The following is a 17939-nucleotide window of genomic DNA, read 5'->3' as shown; positions in this document are numbered from 1 at the left end:
TTAAGTGTGAAAGCTAATTAATGATGACGGCTTACTTCGCCGCTTTGGCGATCAAGTCCATCATTTTCAGTTTCTGATCGGTGGAAACTTTACGAACTTCAAGTTCGATACCGCGTTCGTTGAGTTTTTTGAAAGCGACGATATCTTTCTCATCGACAGAAACCGCATTGTTAACCTGCGTTTTGCCCTGGCGGAAGGCCATACCGCCAATGTTCACGGAGGTGATTTTCACGCCACCTTCGACGATACGCTCCACATCAGTAGGATTGGTGAACAACAGCATGACGCGATCGCCGGCGTATTTCGGGTTGTTGTAGACGCGAATCATCTTCTCGACATCTACGACGTGCGCCGTTACGCCCGGAGGTGCGACTTGTGTTAATAGGGTTTTACGAACGTTATCCGCAGCCACTTCATCGCTTACCACGATAATGCGGGTCACGTTGGTCTCTTTGGTCCAGCGCGTTGCCACCTGACCGTGGATAAGACGGTCATCAATACGGGCCAGACCGATGGTCATATAATCATCAGGACCCATTGGTTTTGCCGGTGCGGCCGCTTTGGGCGCTACAACCGGTGCGACCACCGCTTTTTCAACCGGTTTTGCTTTCAGCGCTTTCACACCTTCACGTCCGGTTTCAACTGCCAGAGCAACCAATTCGTCAAAGCTCGGGTTGTCATCACGGGCCATAAACGTTTCCACCAACATGGGAATGTTAACGCCTGCGACAACTTCATAATGCTCTTTATCAACGACAATGCGGCTGGCAGCGTTAAACGGACTGCCTCCCCATGTATCGACGAGAAATAGCACGCCTTTACTGGTATCGAGTTTTGCCAACTGAGCGTTGTACTTTTCAATAAGCGTCTCGGCATTTTCGCCTGGAACGAAATCGATCCAGCCGACATTTTCCTGCTCGCCTAACAGCATTTCGGCTGTTTTAAGTAACTGCTCTGCAGCCCAACCATGTGTGCCTATCACAATAGCAATGGTCACTTGCTACCTCCTTTATTATTGTTAACACATCGACGCAAAAATGTAGTTTGAATCGCCGTCCGCAATCGAATCGATTCAGATAAGGGTTACAATAGAAAACCTATGATTTTCGTGAATTATTTTAGATATCGAAAAAAATATTTTATGTGATGGAGATCCGTAATTTAGGTTTCGGTTACGAGAAATTTCGTGGTGTAAAATATCTCTGTCACATCTCTTTGCAAAGGACCGTAAATCTTTGCCAAAAAGATATTGTCTCTGTTATGTTTATGATCTGTTTTAATTTCTAAGGAGTATAGGGCAGTAGCCCGATGTATGGATCGTCACCGACGTCATTTCACCTTCAGGTCGCTTTGCGCCTGCCATTCTGGCAACGTTTGCCACAATCTGAATTTGCACATTGCTTTATCGCCTGAGATGTTCAGTGCGCCGTCTGGCTATTCCTTAAGCAGGAGCTTGTCATGGAATTCTTAATGGACCCCTCAATTTGGGTGGGGCTGCTCACGCTTGTTGTTCTCGAAATTGTTCTGGGCATTGATAACCTGGTTTTTATCGCGATTCTGGCTGACAAACTACCGCCAAAGCAGCGCGATAAAGCACGTCTTATCGGTTTGTCACTGGCGCTGTTCATGCGTCTTGCGTTGCTGTCCATCATTTCGTGGATGGTGACCTTAACCAAACCGCTCTTTACCGTCTGGGATTTAACCTTTTCGGGGCGTGACCTGATCATGCTGCTCGGGGGGATATTCTTGCTGTTTAAAGCCACCACGGAACTCCATGAAAGGCTGGAAAATCGCGAGCATGATTCCGGGCACGGTAAAGGCTATGCGAGTTTTTGGGTGGTGGTTACGCAAATTGTGATTCTGGATGCGGTCTTCTCGCTGGATGCGGTCATTACCGCTGTAGGTATGGTTAACCACCTGCCAGTGATGATGGCGGCAGTGGTCATTGCGATGGCGGTGATGTTGCTGGCCTCTAAACCGCTGACACGTTTCGTGAACCAACATCCGACGGTGGTCGTGCTCTGTCTGAGCTTCCTGCTGATGATTGGTTTGAGTCTGGTGGCTGAAGGTTTCGGCTTCCACATTCCGAAAGGGTATCTGTACGCGGCGATTGGCTTCTCCATTATTATCGAGCTGTTTAACCAAATTGCCCGGCGTAATTTTATTCGCCATCAGTCGACGTTACCGCTGCGTGCGCGTACCGCTGACGCGATTCTGCGCTTAATGGGCGGAAAAAGGCAGGCGAATGTGCAGAGTGAATTGGATATTCCGGCGGTGGTTCCCGTCCTGGAAGGCGCCTTTGCCGATGAAGAGCGTTATATGATTAACGGCGTACTGACGCTGGCGTCGCGTTCGTTACGCGGCATTATGACGCCACGCGGTGAGATTAGCTGGGTTGATGCGAGTCTGAGCGTGGATGAAATCCGCGAGCAATTACTCTCCTCTCCGCACAGTTTGTTCCCGGTGTGTCGTGGCGAGCTTGATGAAATTATCGGTATCGTCCGTGCGAAAGAACTGCTGGTTGCCCTGGAAGAAGGTGTCGACGTTGCGGCCATTGCATCCGCATCGCCGGCCATTGTGGTTCCGGAAACGCTGGATCCGATCAACCTGTTAGGGGTATTGCGTCGTGCCCGCGGTAGCTTTGTTATCGTTACCAACGAATTTGGCGTCGTGCAGGGACTGGTCACTCCGCTGGATGTACTGGAAGCGATTGCCGGTGAATTCCCGGATGCGGATGAAACACCGGAAATCATCACCGATGCTGACGGTTGGCTGGTGAAAGGTGGGACCGATCTCCATGCGCTTCAACAGGCGCTTGCGGTCGATAATCTGGTGGACGACGACGATGAAATTGCCACGGTCGCGGGACTGGTTATCGCGGTAAATGGCCATATTCCACGCGTGGGCGATGTGATTGAGGTCGCGCCATTGAGCATTACGATTGTCGAAGCCAATGACTATCGGGTTGATCTGGTTCGTATTGTTAAAGAGCAACCCGCACATGACGAAGATGAATAAACGGGGTTAACGGAACGGTATGGCGGGCATCATGTGCCCGTTATGCTGGGCGGGCGGCGGTGAGCTGCCCGCCAGCCACTGTGGAAAATCACGTAATGGCATCGGTTTCGCATACAGAAATCCTTGCAGTATATGTACGCCGTGTTGACGAAGATGTTGCGCCTGCGCTTGTGTCTCCACCCCTTCCGCCACCAGTTCGATATTCAACCGCTGTCCGAGGGCAATGATGATATCGGTCACTGTCGAATTCACCGCGTCGGTGCCGATGGCGCCGGTAAACGACTTATCGATCTTCAGAACATCTGGCCGCAGTTTTTCCAGCCACGACAGCGAGCTGTTTCCCGTCCCAAAATCATCAATCGCGAGTTTGACACCTTTACGGTGAAGTTCGCGGACCATGCGATAGTCCACATCAAGCAACGCATCCCGTTCTGTGAGTTCAAGAACGAGCTTCTGAATGGGTTGCGCTTTAAACCAGTAGTGATTGAGATCTTTTAACAGTACGCCATGACGAAAGTGGCTGGCCGCCACATTGATACCGATGTGAAACTGGCTGCTCATCGGAAAAAAATGCCGCTGGCGAACCGTTTCCTCGATCACGTAGCGGGTCAGTGGGGCAATGAGATGGTGCTCTTCGGCGATCGGAATAAACACATCCGGAGAGATCCAACCCTGGCGGGGATTATTCCAGCGCAGCAGAATTTCTACCCCAATACATTGTTGTGTACGGGCGTTCACTAATGGCTGACAAAAAAGCTCAAACTCGCGCGCGGCAAGGGCCAGATTGATCTCCCAGGAGAAACTCATTCTGTTGGCGGTCGCCAGCCACGTGAGATACCCCACCAACAGACTGAGCATCATGGCGAGCGGGAGCTGAGAAGGCAGATGCTTTAGCGCCAGTTCTCCCGCCCCTGGACCGGTCGCGCTAATGGTGAACGGAAAATATTGTGAGGAAAGCTGATAACGTTGTTCGCCATTAAGAGGGGGTAACGTGTCGACGACCCCTCTGCCATAAAGGAGATGGTGATTGCCGACGGACAAACTCGCGCTGGTGATTTGCGGCTGTTCTGGTTCAAGCAGCATATCCACCAGCAAATCGATGTTCACGATCACCAGCACCCCGTTTTTGCCATTGGATGATGACGGATACCACTGGATAAGAATAGGGCTGCCCTTGATAAGCGAGCGATCGATGGAGAGAAGAAGTAAAGGCTCTGGCGCCGGGAGATTTGCATGCAGTTGGTGGACCGGCACATTGCGATAGCCAAAGATGCTGGAGCAGTACAATACGCCCCCTTCGACCAGACCAATGGAACGGACCGTTTGCAGTTTGGCGGCCTGTTTACGCAGTGCTAAATGGGTGACTGAGCAGGGGAGGCCAATCAACGGCAGCATCACATCCCGCCCAGACTGGAGGGGACGCAGGACCTCATCCAGTGCGTTAACGGCATGATTGGCGAACGACACGGTTCGGTGATGATTAAAATTTCGCTCTGACATAAAGCGGAAACATAACGTCAGGATGAGCGTGGTCAGCGCACAAATCGTGCAAACAATGAAACGGTTACGACGGTAGGTTTTGATGATCCGTTGAGCTGTTTGCATACGAGCTGCCCGATAAGCCGTTGGCAACAAAAGCCAACCGCGACAGAGCAAGTGTAGTGGGGAAAATTACAGTAGACGAGGGTGATGCGTAAAATTCGCCCATCCGTTGCAGATGGGCGAGGTTCAAGTATTAGTCACACTGCACTTTAATGGCCAGTCCGCCACGCGACGTTTCACGGTACTTGGCGTTCATGTCTTTGCCCGTTTCGTACATGGTTTCGATAACTTTATCCAGCGAGACGCGCGGTGCGCTGGTACGGCGCATAGCCATACGCGCGGCGTTGATCGCTTTCACCGAGGCAATCGCGTTACGTTCAATACACGGTACTTGCACCTGACCCGCAACCGGATCGCAGGTTAAGCCCAGGTTGTGTTCCATGCCGATTTCGGCTGCCACACAAACTTGCTCTGGGCTGGCGCCCAGCAGTTCCGCCAGACCCGCAGCAGCCATTGAACAAGCCACGCCAACTTCCCCCTGGCAGCCGACTTCAGCACCAGAAATGGAGGCGTTCATTTTATACAGCGCGCCGATAGCGCCAGCGGCCATAAAGTAACGGGTATAGATATCCGGGCTGACTGACTCAATAAAATGATCATAATAGGCCAGCACCGCAGGGACGATACCGCAGGCGCCGTTGGTTGGCGCTGTCACTACCCGACCGCCCGCCGCGTTCTCTTCGTTAACGGCCAGGGCGAACATGTTCACCCAGTCGATAACGTTCATCGGATCGCTGGAGAGCTTGTCGCTGGAAACCAGCATCCGGCGCAGCGCAGACGCACGGCGCGGAACGCGCAGCGGACCAGGCAGAATGCCTTCGGTGTTCATGCCGCGATCGATACAGGCTTGCATGGTTTGCCAGACATTGGCGAAATACTCTTCAATCTCTTTCTTGCTGTGCAGCGCCAGTTCGTTTTGCATCACCATGCCAGAAAGCGACAGGCCGGTGCTGTTGCAATATTCCAGCATCTCGGTGGCTGACTTGAACGGATAAGGCACGCTCACATCACCCGTTGCGTCCTGACCAAAATGTTCTTCATCAACGATAAAACCGCCGCCGATGGAATAATACGTTTTGCTGTAGATGACGGTTTCGCCGTTCCACGCGTGAATCTGCATTCCGTTCTCGTGCAATGACAGATTGTCATTATGAAAACGCATCCCGTTATTGTGCGGGAAATCCACTTCATGCCGACCCTGAGCCAGCAACAGGCGTCCGCGCGTTTCAACGTCGCGGATAAAACCCGGGATGCTATCAATATCAACGGTGGCAGGTTCGTTCCCCGCCAGACCCATAATAATGGCGATATCCGTGTGGTGACCTTTACCCGTTAATGACAGTGAGCCGTATACATCCACGGCGACACGGGTAACGCTATCCAATAATCCTTTTTCGACCAGGTCATCGACGAACTGTTTACCCGCCTTCATAGGCCCTACAGTATGGGAGGATGAGGGACCAATCCCCACCTTAAACATGTCGAATAGACTAATCACGATAATACTCCTGACAGGGTAACTGGGGTTCCAGTAACGATGTAATAACTTTGCATAGTGTAAGAGGGAATAGGGCTATCAGCTTAACTATTCACATGAATTAAACTAATAGATAACCTTGCTTTTACTAATATTGGGCGTGGAGTTTCAAGTCGTGTTCGGTACGTGTAAAGTTAAGTATAGTCAGGGTCTCATGCCAATCTGCAGCGCCAGCTCACGAATAATTCCGGCCGTCATGCCCCAGACGAAATAATGCTCATACCAGGAAAGCCAGACGCGATGAGAGTCCCCGCGACGATACACATCCAGTGGATGATATCGCCTCAGTTGCAGCGCTTGCGCCAGCGGCATTTCAAACACGGCAGACACTTCATCTTCACTGGCGTGATAATGAAGATCGGGTGGGATGATGCCAACGACGGGCGTGACCCGAAACCCGGTGACGCTGTCTACCGGAGGGAGTACCCCGATCACCTCAACGGCCTCAGGGGGAATGGCGACCTCTTCGTGGGCTTCGCGCAGCGCAGCGGCGATAAGCGATGCATCACTACTGTCTACCGCGCCACCGGGAAAGGCCACCTGACCGGCGTGTTTGCGTAGATGGACGGAACGCTGGGTGAGCAGCAGTCCAGGCTGAGGGCGACGAACGACAGGGATCAGTACGGCGGCCTGACGGTTGTTCAGCGTTTCACGACTCATCTCAGGGCGTAAAAGTTGAAACCGTGATAAAAAATCATCGAGCGTCAGGCTGCTGTTATCCACGTCTTAGTTCTCCAGTTGATGCAAAATACGATTCACTTTATCAAACGTTTCCTGATATTCCGCCGCTTCCTGGCTGTCCGCCACAATCCCGCCGCCTGCGGAACACGAAAGTTTTCCCTCTGTCGCGCTCAGGGTGCGAATGGTGATGCTGGTATCCATATTGCCGCAAACGCTGAGATACCCGATGCTGCCGCACCAGGCATTGCGTCGCTGGGGCTCCAGTTCATCAATAATTTCCATCGCGCGTACTTTCGGCGCGCCGGTGATCGAACCGCCAGGGAAGGCGGCACGCAGCAGATCGGTGGCATGCAGGTGGTCGGGCAATTGTGCGGTGATGGTACTGACCAGATGGTGTACCGCCGGAAACGGCTCAACGACAAACAGTTCGGGCACCTTGACGGACCCTGGTACGGCAACGCGGCCAATATCATTGCGCATCAGATCGACAATCATCAGGTTTTCCGCCCTGTCTTTCGGTGAGCTGGCGAGTTTTTGCGCCTGCTGACGGTCATCGTGCGGATCCTCCAGACGCGGAAGTGTCCCTTTGATGGGGCGGGTCTGAATGTGGCCGTTCGCGAGTTGAATAAATCGTTCTGGTGAAAGGCTCAAAATAGCGCCATCTTCCAGACGTAAAAAGGCGCTGAAGGGGGCGCGGTTGGCCTGATTGAGACGCACAAAGGCTTGCCATTCGTCACCCTGATAGTCAGCCTGAAAACGCTGGGCAAGATTCACCTGATAGCAGTCGCCGCTGTGCAGATAAGCCTGTACCTGGCGAAATTTTTCACCATACTGCTCGCGCGTCATGTTCGACTGCCAGGCGGAGGTTAAGCTGAACGGCTCATGCACTGGCGCCTGTTGGCTTTCCAGCCAGTCGAGTCGTGCGAGTGCGTTCGAATGGCTGAGCAGCGACACGGTTTGCTTTTGGTTATCGACAATCAGCGCCCAGTCGTAAATTCCCACCGCCATATCCGGCAACGTGATATCGTGTTGGGCAATATCGGGCAGCGATTCAAAACGACGCCCCAGATCGTAGCCAAAAAGCCCCAGAGCTCCCCCCTGAAACGGAAAATCGTCGCTGTGCGATGGGGTCATCGCCAGCGATGCCAGCGCTGTCTGCACGACGTTCAGCGGATCATCCGTCGTTGTGGTGCAGTTATGCGCATCGCAGACCCGTGTTTTTTCTCCACGTGTGACCAGCGTCGTGATGGGATCGGCCACCAGAATGTCAAAGCGGTTATGCGGGTGATCCGCGTGACCAGAATGCAGAAGCATGGCCCAGGGGGTATGACTCAGCGGCGTAAAATAGTGTTCAGCGGCGTCCTGACGCCAGGGTAACTGGATTACAGCGGGAGATAACGTCTTCATCTGTCCTGACTCGTGACTACTCTACTGGCTATGTGCCGGGTAGCATGAAATAATTAGCGTTAACAATTTAGCAGGAGTTCATCATGTTTGCAGGTTTACCTTCACTCACGCACGATCAGCAGCAAAAAGCGGTAGAACGCATTCAGGAACTGATGTCACAAGGAATGAGTAGCGGGGAGGCGATTGCGCTGGTGGCTGCGGAGTTACGCGCCACCCATACCGGCGAGCGGATCGTGGCGCGTTTTGAGGATGAGGACGAATAACGCGACCTTAGACGGCAGCGATAATTTTAATCTCAACCTTATATTTCGGGTTCATTAACCCAGCCTGTACCGTGCAACGTACAGGCGCATGTCCGGCAACAACCCAGGCATCCCAGGCTTTGTTCATCGCCGCGAAATCACTTTTATCGGTAAGAAAAATGGTCGCATCCAGAATGCGCGCCTTATTGCTGCCTTGCTTTTCCAGTACGGCATCGATTTGCGCCAGGGTATTGGCCGTCTGCTCGAAGGCGTCAGCGTCCAGGTTCTCAGGTACGCCGGTGTAGTACAGGGTATTGTTGTGGATAACGACATCAGACCAACGGTCTTCGGCATCAATACGGACAATAGTCATCAATTACTCCTCGTTAGCGTTAAGGTTCCATTTTTACGCGGCAAGACTGCCACATTGTTATGCCGTCGTCACCTCTTCAACTGGCGAAAGATCCTCTGGCCTGACATAATCCCTGTTCAAATGAACAGGGGGTAGTGTGTCGGACGATTTTGCCGTAGACGGTCAGTTAGCGAAAGCGATAGCGGGTTTTAAGCCGCGCGAACCACAGCGACAAATGGCCGTTGCCGTGGCCCATGCGATTGAAACTTCGGCCCCTCTGGTCGTCGAAGCCGGAACAGGCACAGGGAAAACCTACGCCTATCTCGCGCCTGCGTTGCGCGCCAAAAAGAAAGTGATTATTTCAACGGGCTCGAAAGCGTTGCAGGATCAGCTCTACAGTCGCGATCTCCCTACCGTGGCAAACGCCCTGAAGTTCACCGGCAAACTGGCGCTGCTGAAAGGGCGCTCAAACTATTTGTGTCTGGAGCGTCTTGAACAGCAGGCGCTGGCCGGCGGTGACTTGCCGGTGCAAATTTTGAGCGACGTCATCTTACTGCGCTCCTGGTCTAATCAAACCCTTGATGGCGACATCAGTACCTGCGTTAGCGTGGCGGAAGACTCCCAGGCCTGGCCGCTGGTCACCAGCACCAACGACAACTGTCTGGGCAGCGATTGCCCGCTCTACAAAGAGTGCTTTGTGGTCAAAGCGCGTAAAAAAGCGATGGATGCCGATGTCGTGGTGGTCAACCACCATCTTTTTTTGGCTGACATGGTGGTGAAAGAGAGCGGTTTCGGTGAACTGATCCCCGAGGCCGAGGTGATGATCTTCGACGAAGCCCATCAACTTCCCGACATCGCAAGCCAGTATTTTGGACAGTCACTCTCCAGCCGACAGCTGCTTGATCTGGCAAAAGATTTTACGATTGCGTATCGCACCGAGCTCAAAGACACCCAACAACTGCAAAAATGCGCTGACCGCCTTGCCCAGAGTGCGCAAGATTTCCGTTTGCAATTAGGGGAGCCAGGCTACCGTGGGAACCTGCGCGAGCTTCTCGCCGATCCGCGCGTCCAGCGGGCCTTTCTGTTGCTCGATGACACGCTCGAACTGTGTTACGACGTCGCGAAACTTTCTCTGGGGCGCTCGGCGCTGTTAGACGCCGCCTTTGAGCGGGCCACGTTATACCGCACCCGCCTCAAACGCCTGAAAGAGATCAATCAGCCAGGCTACAGCTACTGGTATGAATGTACGTCACGGCATTTTACCCTGGCGCTGACGCCGCTGAGTGTTGCGGATAAATTCAAAGAGGTGATGGCGCAGAAACCCGGTAGTTGGATTTTTACCTCAGCGACCCTGTCGGTGAATGACGATCTCCGCCACTTTACCGCGCGACTGGGGATTGAAGAGGCAGAATCCATGCTGCTTCCCAGTCCGTTCGATTACACGCAGCAGGCGCTGCTGTTAGTGCCGCGAAACCTGCCGCAGACCAACCAGCCCGGCGCGGCGCGCCAGTTGGCCGCGATGTTAAGACCCATCATTGAAGCGAACAATGGGCGTTGCTTTATGCTGTGTACCTCGCACGCCATGATGCGCGACCTTGCCGAACAGTTCCGCGCCACCATGACGTTACCGGTGCTGCTGCAAGGCGAAACCAGCAAAGGTCAACTGCTGCAGCAGTTTGTTAGCGCGGGCAACGCGCTGCTGGTGGCGACCAGCAGTTTCTGGGAAGGCGTTGATGTGCGAGGCGATACCTTGTCGCTGGTGATTATCGACAAGCTGCCGTTTACCTCGCCGGATGACCCGTTGCTCAAAGCGCGAATGGAAGACTGCCGACTGCGCGGCGGCGATCCTTTCGATGAGGTTCAGTTACCGGATGCGGTTATCACCCTGAAGCAGGGGGTGGGGCGCCTGATCCGTGATGCCGATGACCGTGGCGTGCTGGTGATTTGTGATAACCGACTCGTTATGCGTCCCTATGGCGCGACGTTCCTGGCCAGTCTCCCGCCTGCGCCGCGCACCCGGGATATTGCTCGCGCCGTCCGGTTTCTTGCCCTCCCATCGGTTAAGTAATTTGTTACGGAGTATGGTAAGATACGCGCCATTTTATTGATCTAAGCACGAAGACCCATGCGAATTCTGGCTATCGATACCGCCACAGAAGCCTGTTCTGTTGCCCTGTGGAATGACGGTAATATCAACGCTCAATTTGAGCTTTGCCCACGAGAACACACCCAACGAATCTTGCCGATGGTTCAGGATATCCTGGCAACCAGCGGCACAACGCTTGCCGAAATCAACGCGCTGGCCTTTGGCCGCGGGCCGGGGAGCTTTACCGGCGTGCGCATTGGTATCGGTATTGCGCAAGGTCTGGCGTTGGGGGCCTCTCTTCCGATGATCGGTGTCTCGACGCTGGCAACGATGGCGCAGGGCGCCTGGCGTAAAACCGGCGCCACCCGCGTTCTGGCGGCGATTGACGCCCGAATGGGCGAAGTCTACTGGGCAGAATATCAGCGCGACGAAAATGGCGTATGGCACGGTGAAGATACTGAAGCGGTGTTAAAACCGGATGCTGTACTCGCACGGTTAAAGCAACTTTCCGGCGAGTGGGCCACGGTGGGCACGGGTTGGCCTGCATGGCCGGAACTGGCAAACGAGAGCGGTCTGGCGCTGCGTGATGGCGACGTCTTGCTGCCTGCGGCAGAAGATATGCTGCCGTTAGCCAGCCAAATGCTGGCGGCAGGAAAAACCGTCGCCGTTGAGCATGCCGAACCGGTTTATTTGCGTAACAACGTGGCGTGGAAGAAACTTCCCGGTAAAGAATGAATCTCAGTAGTATTAGCCTGATGCAGTGATATGCGCTGAGAAGAAGGAGTCGCATTATGGCGGTTCACAGACAGATTGTTAAAGGAATGCTGGCGGCAGCCGTTGCGCTTATGCTGAGTGGCTGCGTCACCGTTCCGGATGCTATCAAAGGGTCGAGTCCAACGCCGCAACAGGATCTGGCGCGGGTGATGAACGCGCCGCAACTGTATGTCGGCCAGGAAGCGCGTTTTGGCGGCAAAGTGGTGGACGTGCAAAACCAGCAGGGGAAAACCCGTCTGGAGATCGCGACGGTGTCTCTGGATAGCGGCGCGCGACCGGTGCTCGGCGAAGTGTCACGCGGACGCATTATGGCAGACGTGAACGGGTTCCTTGACCCGGTTGATTTTCGTGGTCAACTGGTTACTGTCGTCGGCCCAATCAGCGGAACTGTCGACGGTAAAATCGGCAATACCCCGTATAAATTTATGCTGATGCAGGTTACGGGCTATAAGCGCTGGCGGGTTACGCAACAGGTTGTGATGCCGCCTCAGCCGATTGATCCGTGGTTTTACGGTGCACGCGCCAGACACTATGGCTATGGTTACGGCTATGGTTATGGCGGATGGTATAACCCCGGCCCCGTCCAGGTTCAGACGATAGTAACAGAGTAACTCATTGTTTTGTCGATAAAAGAAACAGCGGCTCGTCCGCTGTTTCTGCATTAATACGGATAGAAGAAAAATAAATAGTGACGCGCTTCGCAACCTTTCAGTTGAGTAATTAATAAACTGGTACGCTGAGTTAATATTATGTTAACGGCTTGTTTATTTACTGGGGTTGTGATGACGACGAACACGCATTTTAGAGGTGATGTTTTGAAGAAGGTTTGGCTTAACCGTTATCCCGCAGATGTCCCGGCGGAGATCAATCCTGACCGTTATCAATCCCTGGTGGAACTGTTCGAACAGGCTTCGGCGCGCTACGCCGATCAGCCTGCGTTCGTCAATATGGGGGAGGTGATGACCTTCCGCAAACTCGAAGAGCGTAGCCGGGCATTTTCGGCGTATTTGCAGCAGGGGCTCGGGCTTAAAAAGGGCGATCGTGTCGCGCTGATGATGCCGAACCTGTTGCAGTACCCTGTCGCACTGTTTGGTATCCTGCGTGCCGGGATGATCGTGGTCAACGTCAATCCCCTGTATACACCGCGTGAACTGGAGCATCAGCTCAACGACAGTGGCGCGACGGCCATCGTGATTGTCTCCAACTTTGCCCATACGCTGGAAAAAGTGGTTGAGAAAACGGCCGTAAAACACGTGATCCTGACCCGTATGGGCGATCAGCTCTCGACGGCGAAAGGCACACTGGTTAACTTCGTAGTGAAATACATTAAGCGTCTGGTGCCGAAGTACCATCTGCCGGATGCGATTTCATTTCGTAGCGCGTTACAGAACGGCTATCGCATGCAATATGTGAAGCCTGAGGTGGTGCCTGAAGATCTGGCTTTTCTGCAGTATACCGGTGGCACGACTGGGGTGGCGAAAGGGGCGATGCTGACGCACCGCAATATGCTGGCAAACCTCGAGCAGGTGAATGCTACCTACGGGCCGCTGTTGCATCCGGGTAAAGAGCTGGTGGTCACCGCGCTGCCGCTGTATCACATCTTCGCCCTGACCATGAACTGCTTACTGTTCATTGAACTGGGCGGTCAAAACCTGCTGATCACCAACCCGCGTGATATCCCTGGTCTGGTTAAAGAGCTGGCGAAATACCCGTTCACCGCCATGACGGGCGTGAACACGCTGTTTAATGCCCTGTTAAATAACAAAGAGTTCCAGCAGCTCGACTTTTCTACCTTGCATCTGTCAGCAGGTGGCGGAATGCCTGTCCAGCAAGCCGTAGCGGAGCGCTGGGTGAAGCTGACCGGGCAATACCTGCTGGAAGGTTACGGGCTGACCGAATGCTCGCCGCTGGTGAGCGTTAACCCGCATGATATCGACTATCACAGCGGCAGTATTGGCTTACCGGTTCCCTCCACCGAGGTCAAACTGGTGGACGATGATGACAACGAAGTGCCGCCGGGAGAGCCGGGCGAGCTGTGCATCAAAGGCCCACAGGTGATGCTGGGTTACTGGCAGCGTCCCGACGCGACGGATGAGATCGTCAAAGGGGGCTGGTTGCATACCGGTGATATCGCGGTGATGGATGAAGAAGGTTTCCTGCGCATCGTTGACCGTAAAAAGGACATGATTCTGGTCTCCGGCTTCAACGTCTATCCGAACGAGATTGAAGATGTGGTCATGCAGCATCCTGGCGTTCAGGAAGTGGCTGCGGTGGGCGTACCGTCCGGCAGCAGCGGCGAGGCGGTGAAGATTTTTGTGGTGAAAAAAGACGCTTCTCTCACCGATGAGGCGTTGGTCACTTTCTGTCGTCGCCATCTGACGGGCTACAAAGTGCCTAAGCTGGTGGAATTCCGTGACGAGTTGCCAAAATCTAACGTCGGAAAAATTTTGCGACGAGAATTACGTGACGAAGCGCGTGGCAAAGTAGACAATAAGGCATAAGCTTTAAATGAGTCGTCAGACGCCGGTTAAGCCGGCGTTTTTTTTGGCGCAAACCTAAGAGAACACGATTTGAATTACCAAATGATCACGACGGACGACGCACTGGCAACCCTGTGCGAAGCGGTCCGTGCGTTTAAGGCAATTGCCCTGGACACTGAATTTGTCCGCACGCGCACCTATTATCCGCAGTTGGGTCTTATCCAGCTGTTTGATGGCGAACACGTTGCGCTGATTGATCCGCACGGGATCACCGACTGGTCCCCACTGCGCGCCATTTTACGCGATACCGCCATTACCAAATATCTGCATGCGGGCAGTGAAGATCTGGAAGTGTTTCTGAATACCTTTGGTGAACTGCCGCAGCCGCTGATCGACACGCAAATCCTCGCCGCATTTTGCGGACGTCCCTTGTCATGGGGATTTGCATCGATGGTGGAAGAGTTCACCGGCGTAGCGCTGGACAAGAGTGAATCCCGTACCGACTGGCTGGCCAGACCGTTAACGGAGCGCCAGTGTGAGTATGCGGCGGCCGATGTCTGGTATCTATTACCGATCACCGCAAAGCTGATGGCGGAAACGCAAGAGAGTGGTTGGTTGCCAGCTGCGCTGGATGAGTGTCGTTTGATGCAGCAACGCCGTCAGGAGATCCTCGCGCCTGAAGACGCCTGGCGTGAAATTACCAACGCCTGGCAGCTGCGTACCCGTCAACTGGCCTGCCTGCAATTATTGGCCGACTGGCGACTGCGTAAAGCGCGTGAGCGCGATCTGGCGGTCAATTTTGTGGTGCGCGAAGAACATCTGTGGGCTGTTGCCCGCTATATGCCAGGCAGTCTGGGGGAACTCGACGGTCTTGGGCTTTCCGGCAGTGAAATTCGTTTTCACGGCAAGACGCTGATTTCGCTGGTGGCACAAGCGCAGGCGCTCCCGGAAGAGAGCCTCCCGCAACCCTTGCTGAATCTGATGGATATGCCGGGCTACCGCAAGGCATTCAAAGCCATCAAGGCGCTGGTTGCCGACGTCAGTGCGGCGCATAATCTCAGCGCCGAGCTGCTCGCCTCCCGCCGCCAGATAAACCAGTTGCTCAACTGGCACTGGAAGCTAAAACCGCAGGCGACGTTGCCGGAGCTGATTTCCGGATGGCGCGCGGAGCTGATGGCCGAACAGCTCAACCGTCTGCTGCAAGAGTATCCCCGCTAAACCAGACGAAAACGGGAGCCAGGCGCTCCCGTTATTCGGCCGTGAGATCATAAGTCCAGCACCAGTCGCTTACCTTTGGCGCGTGAGCAGCAGATGAGCAGACTTTGCTGGCTGGCTTTTTCATCGTCACTGAAATACTGATCCCGGTGATCGGCTTCCCCTTCGAGAATCGCCGTTTCACATGTGCCGCACACCCCTTCACGGCACAAACACTCCACCTTCGCCGCTTTGTTATTTTCGATCACCTGCAAAATCGTCATCTCTTCGGGGACCACAAATTCGCGTCCCGAACGGGCCAGCACGAGGGTAAAGACATCGCCCGCCTTATCTTCAACGGCAAATTGTTCAAAATGCAGAGCATCTTTGTCGATGCCGAGAGCGGCAGCCTCGCGTCTTACGGCGTCGTTAAGTGCTGCCGGACCGCAGGTATAGATATGGGTGCCCGGTTCAACATCCGCCAGCAGACGCGCCAGTTCCAACCGTGTGCCTTCTGACGAAAGGTGCAGATGAATACGGGAGGCATTGATGTGCTGAGATAACTCACTGTGAAACGCGCAACTCTCCTGGCTGTGGGCACAATAATGGAGCTGCCACTGCGCCTGGCGCTGTTCCAGTTCGGGTATCTGAGAGAGGAATGGGGTGATCCCAATTCCCCCGGCGATCAGCAGATGTTTTTTCGCCTGCGGTGCGAGCGCGAAGAGATTCTTCGGGGTGGACACGGTGAGCGTGTCGCCGGGTTTCACCTGCTGATGCAGATAGCGGGATCCCCCTTTGGAGTTTTCCTCCAGCCTCACGGCAATTTGCCAGTGAGAGGTATCCAGCGGGGAACTCATCAGCGAATAGGCATTGCTATAGAGCTGATTGCCCTCACGCATTTGGACAATAATATGACTACCGCCGCTGAAGGCGGGTAACGCGCCGCCCGACGCAGCGACCAAGGTAAAACGCTTTACATGCGCGGTGAGGGTTTCAACCTGACTCACCCGCACCTGATGCATTTGATATTCGGACATCGCAGCACTCCCTTAAAAATCAGCCCGACGCTGCGCATTGGCCGCGTCGGGACCTGTCATCGTTACAGCCCCTGGCAGAGGTATTTCATCTCCAGATAATCTTCGATCCCGTACTCTGACCCTTCGCGCCCCAGCCCCGACTGTTTGACGCCGCCAAACGGCGCGACTTCATTGGAGATGAGTCCGGTATTGATCCCCACCATCCCGTACTCAAGCTGTTCTGAAACGCGCCAGATCCGCGCGGCGTCATTGGTGTAGAAATACGATGCCAGGCCATAAATGGTGTCATTAGCCTGACGGATAACATCCTGTTCATCGTCGAATTTCACCAGTGCGGCAACCGGGCCAAAGATCTCTTCCTGCAACAGTTGAGAGCCTGGCTGCACGTTGCCTATCACCGTGGGGGTAAAGAAATTGCCGCCTGCCGCATGACGCTGGCCGCCGGTTAACAGCGTGGCGCCACGGGTCAGCGCATCGTCGAGCAGGGACTGCACTTTTTGCACGGCATCACTGTTGATCAGCGGTCCTGTTTGTACGCCGGGCTGACTGCCGTCGCCCACCCGCAGCGCCGCGACCCTGGCGACGAATTTCTCGCAAAACGCGTCGTAAATGGCGTGATGAATATAAAAGCGGTTTACGCACACGCAGGTTTGCCCGGCATTACGGAATTTGGCGACCAGCGCGCCTTCCACGGCTTTGTCGAGGTCGGCATCTTCAAAGACGATAAACGGCGCGTTACCGCCCAGCTCCAGCGACACCTTTTTAATGCTGTCGGCACACTGGCGCATCAGGACACGGCCCACTTCGGTTGACCCCGTGAAGGAGAGTTTGCGCACGCGCTCATCACCGGTGAATACCGCCCCGATATCGCGGGACTTACCGGTCACGACATTGATAACACCGGACGGGATCCCCGCCTGTCGCGCCAGTTCCGCCAGCGCCAGCGCGGTGAATGGCGTTTCATTCGCCGGTTTGAGCACCATCGTACAACCTGCCGCGAGCGCAGGCCCGGCTTTGCGGGTGATCATCGCCGCAGGGAAGTTCCACGGCGTGATGGCGGCACAGACGCCAATTCCCTGGCGGATCACCATCAACCGTTTATCGGTGGACGGGGAGGGGATAACGTCGCCGTTGGTGCGTTTTCCCTGCTCGGCAAACCATTCGATAAACGACGCGGCGTAGGCAATTTCCCCCTCTGCCTCCGCCAGCGGCTTACCTTGCTCGGCGGTCATGATCTGCGCCAGCGCAGAGGTGTTGTCGAGGATCAGACGATGCCAGGCTTTGAGTAACATCCCACGCTGAGCGGCAGTCATCGCCCGCCAGGCCGGTAATGCCTGCGAGGCGGCGTCAACCGCCTGACGCGCTTCCTCTGCGCCCATATTGGGGATTTTTCCCAGCGTCGCGCCCGTTGCCGGGTTCGTCACCGCCAGCGTGGCGTCATCATCGGCATCTCGCCAGACGCCAGCAATGAACGCTTGTTGACGAAAAAGTGAAGACTGAAATACGGACATGGCTCTCTCCCTGTACAA

General features: G+C 54.5%; 16 protein-coding genes. 8 read left to right on the top strand and 8 right to left on the bottom strand.

Annotated elements, in window-relative coordinates:
- Positions 1-31: 31 nt before the first annotated feature.
- Positions 32-997 (bottom strand): PTS mannose transporter subunit IIAB, encoded by a 966-nt coding sequence (gene manX, locus AC07NP_RS06425; protein WP_494659919.1) that lies wholly within the window; start codon positions 995-997, stop codon positions 32-34.
- 315 nt (positions 998-1312) lie between these two features.
- Here manX and AC07NP_RS06420 point away from each other — a divergent pair, with 315 nt between their 5' ends.
- Together AC07NP_RS06420 and yoaE are read left to right on the top strand one after the other, a co-directional pair.
- Positions 1313-1471, top strand: a complete 159-nt coding sequence (locus AC07NP_RS06420; protein ID WP_494659918.1) for a protein YoaL — start codon at positions 1313-1315, stop codon at positions 1469-1471.
- On the top strand, positions 1459-3018 hold the full coding sequence (yoaE, locus tag AC07NP_RS06415) for a CNNM family cation transport protein YoaE (protein WP_494659917.1): 1560 nt from the start codon (positions 1459-1461) through the stop codon (positions 3016-3018). Before AC07NP_RS06420 ends, yoaE begins: the two co-directional genes overlap by 13 nt.
- Positions 3019-3024: 6 nt before the next feature.
- On the opposite strand, the gene AC07NP_RS06410 is transcribed toward yoaE, so the two are convergent.
- The 4 genes from AC07NP_RS06410 to pabB form a co-directional block, all read right to left on the bottom strand.
- A complete protein-coding gene (locus tag AC07NP_RS06410) occupies positions 3025-4623 on the bottom strand; it encodes an EAL domain-containing protein (RefSeq protein WP_494659916.1) in 1599 nt (532 codons plus the stop codon).
- A gap of 130 nt (positions 4624-4753) precedes the next feature.
- A complete protein-coding gene (gene sdaA, locus AC07NP_RS06405) occupies positions 4754-6118 on the bottom strand; it encodes an L-serine ammonia-lyase (RefSeq protein ID WP_203358105.1) in 1365 nt (454 codons plus the stop codon).
- Positions 6119-6301: 183 nt separating this feature from the next.
- Positions 6302-6880 (bottom strand): CoA pyrophosphatase, encoded by a 579-nt coding sequence (locus AC07NP_RS06400; protein WP_494659915.1) that lies wholly within the window; start codon positions 6878-6880, stop codon positions 6302-6304.
- Positions 6881-6883: 3 nt separating this feature from the next.
- Positions 6884-8245, bottom strand: coding sequence for an aminodeoxychorismate synthase component 1 (gene pabB, locus AC07NP_RS06395; protein WP_494659914.1), 1362 nt, complete (start codon positions 8243-8245; stop codon positions 6884-6886).
- A gap of 83 nt (positions 8246-8328) precedes the next feature.
- Here pabB and AC07NP_RS06390 point away from each other — a divergent pair, with 83 nt between their 5' ends.
- The gene (locus tag AC07NP_RS06390) at positions 8329-8508 is read left to right on the top strand and encodes a YoaH family protein (protein ID WP_203358102.1); all 180 of its coding nucleotides are present in this window, start codon (positions 8329-8331) and stop codon (positions 8506-8508) included.
- A gap of 7 nt (positions 8509-8515) precedes the next feature.
- On the opposite strand, the gene AC07NP_RS06385 is transcribed toward AC07NP_RS06390, so the two are convergent.
- Complete coding sequence (locus tag AC07NP_RS06385; protein WP_203358101.1) at positions 8516-8860, bottom strand: RidA family protein; 345 nt, start codon at positions 8858-8860, stop codon at positions 8516-8518.
- 136 nt (positions 8861-8996) lie between these two features.
- Between AC07NP_RS06385 and yoaA the strand changes: the two genes are divergently transcribed.
- The 5 genes from yoaA (at position 8997) to rnd (ending at position 15397) form a co-directional block, all read left to right on the top strand.
- Positions 8997-10907 (top strand): DNA repair helicase YoaA, encoded by a 1911-nt coding sequence (gene yoaA, locus AC07NP_RS06380; RefSeq protein WP_276292038.1) that lies wholly within the window; start codon positions 8997-8999, stop codon positions 10905-10907.
- A 57-nt stretch (positions 10908-10964) separates the two neighbouring features.
- Positions 10965-11660: a tRNA (adenosine(37)-N6)-threonylcarbamoyltransferase complex dimerization subunit type 1 TsaB gene (tsaB, locus tag AC07NP_RS06375; protein WP_203358099.1), complete on the top strand. Its 696-nt coding sequence runs from the start codon at positions 10965-10967 to the stop codon at positions 11658-11660.
- A 56-nt stretch (positions 11661-11716) separates the two neighbouring features.
- Positions 11717-12310: a Slp family lipoprotein gene (locus tag AC07NP_RS06370; protein WP_494659913.1), complete on the top strand. Its 594-nt coding sequence runs from the start codon at positions 11717-11719 to the stop codon at positions 12308-12310.
- Positions 12311-12514: 204 nt separating this feature from the next.
- Positions 12515-14200, top strand: coding sequence for a long-chain-fatty-acid--CoA ligase FadD (gene fadD / locus AC07NP_RS06365; protein WP_494659912.1), 1686 nt, complete (start codon positions 12515-12517; stop codon positions 14198-14200).
- 81 nt (positions 14201-14281) lie between these two features.
- A complete protein-coding gene (gene rnd, locus AC07NP_RS06360; protein WP_494659986.1) occupies positions 14282-15397 on the top strand; it encodes a ribonuclease D in 1116 nt (371 codons plus the stop codon).
- Between the two features lie 47 nt (positions 15398-15444).
- Here the strand turns inward: rnd and AC07NP_RS06355 are convergent, their stop codons facing one another.
- Both AC07NP_RS06355 and AC07NP_RS06350 read right to left on the bottom strand, forming a co-directional pair.
- Complete coding sequence (locus AC07NP_RS06355; RefSeq protein ID WP_494659911.1) at positions 15445-16410, bottom strand: PDR/VanB family oxidoreductase; 966 nt, start codon at positions 16408-16410, stop codon at positions 15445-15447.
- A gap of 62 nt (positions 16411-16472) precedes the next feature.
- Entirely contained in the window at positions 16473-17921 is a 1449-nt protein-coding gene (locus AC07NP_RS06350; protein WP_494659910.1) for an NAD-dependent succinate-semialdehyde dehydrogenase, read from the bottom strand.
- Positions 17922-17939: the final 18 nt, after the last annotated feature.

The sequence above is a fragment of the Citrobacter sp. GW821-FHT07H02 genome (genome assembly GCF_059418505.1).
This window is presented reverse-complemented; position numbering and strand designations above follow the sequence as displayed.

Bases quoted from the DNA above. Each gene is read 5' to 3' on its own strand.
- AC07NP_RS06420 (WP_494659918.1), top strand. From the start codon at position 1,313: ATGGATCGTCACCGACGTCATTTCACCTTCAGGTCGCTTTGCGCCTGC.
- yoaE (WP_494659917.1), top strand. From the start codon at position 1,459: ATGGAATTCTTAATGGACCCCTCAATTTGGGTGGGGCTGCTCACGCTT.
- AC07NP_RS06410 (WP_494659916.1), bottom strand. From the start codon at position 4,623: ATGCAAACAGCTCAACGGATCATCAAAACCTACCGTCGTAACCGTTTC.
- pabB (WP_494659914.1), bottom strand. From the start codon at position 8,245: ATGAAGACGTTATCTCCCGCTGTAATCCAGTTACCCTGGCGTCAGGAC.
- AC07NP_RS06390 (WP_203358102.1), top strand. From the start codon at position 8,329: ATGTTTGCAGGTTTACCTTCACTCACGCACGATCAGCAGCAAAAAGCG.
- AC07NP_RS06385 (WP_203358101.1), bottom strand. From the start codon at position 8,860: ATGACTATTGTCCGTATTGATGCCGAAGACCGTTGGTCTGATGTCGTT.
- tsaB (WP_203358099.1), top strand. From the start codon at position 10,965: ATGCGAATTCTGGCTATCGATACCGCCACAGAAGCCTGTTCTGTTGCC.
- AC07NP_RS06370 (WP_494659913.1), top strand. From the start codon at position 11,717: ATGGCGGTTCACAGACAGATTGTTAAAGGAATGCTGGCGGCAGCCGTT.
- rnd (WP_494659986.1), top strand. From the start codon at position 14,282: ATGATCACGACGGACGACGCACTGGCAACCCTGTGCGAAGCGGTCCGT.
- AC07NP_RS06355 (WP_494659911.1), bottom strand. From the start codon at position 16,410: ATGTCCGAATATCAAATGCATCAGGTGCGGGTGAGTCAGGTTGAAACC.
- AC07NP_RS06350 (WP_494659910.1), bottom strand. From the start codon at position 17,921: ATGTCCGTATTTCAGTCTTCACTTTTTCGTCAACAAGCGTTCATTGCT.